The organism is Aquabacter cavernae (assembly GCF_003993795.1).
Classification (GTDB): Bacteria; Pseudomonadota; Alphaproteobacteria; order Rhizobiales; family Xanthobacteraceae; genus Aquabacter; species Aquabacter cavernae.
Genome location: NZ_RWKV01000006.1, coordinates 1 through 527, shown reverse-complemented (window position 1 = coordinate 527; position 527 = coordinate 1). Strand labels below are relative to the sequence as shown.

General features: G+C 66.0%; 1 protein-coding gene. It reads right to left on the bottom strand.

All coding sequences use genetic code 11. The features are described from left to right. Nucleotides 1–527 (bottom strand): amidohydrolase family protein (locus EJJ38_RS04305; RefSeq protein WP_164738400.1); only part of this gene is annotated, 527 nt, incomplete at both ends.

Here is a 527-nt window from a genome sequence, read left to right as displayed (position 1 = left end):
TCGGTTGCCGCGGGGCCGGCATTCCAGTCCAGCGCCACGAAGTCGGCTTCCTTGCCCGGCTCGAAATTGCCCAGCACGTCGTCGATATAGAGCCCCTCGGCCCCGCCCAGCGTGATCGACCAGAAGGCGCGGTAGGGCGAGAGCTTGTTGCGCTCGGCCTCGGCCTGGTTCTGGAGGGCCGGGTTCACGCTGCCGTCCAGCAGCGTGTTGTTGCACATGCCCACCTTGTAGGCGTCCTCCAGCGTATTGAGCATGGAGAAGCGGTTACCGCCGCCCATGTCGGTGCCGAACGACATGCGCACGCGCGAGTTCGGGTCCGTGGCGCGGCCGATGCGGAACAGGCCGGAGCCCAGGAACAGGTTGGAGCAGGGGCAGAACACCACCGCCGCACCCTTCTTGGACATGCGGTCGAACTCGTCATTGGAGAGCCACACGCCGTGGCCGCCGGAGAATTTGGGGCCCACCAGCCCGTATTTCTCATAGACGCCCAGATAGTCCGAGCAGTCCGGGTGCAGGCCCAGCAGGGT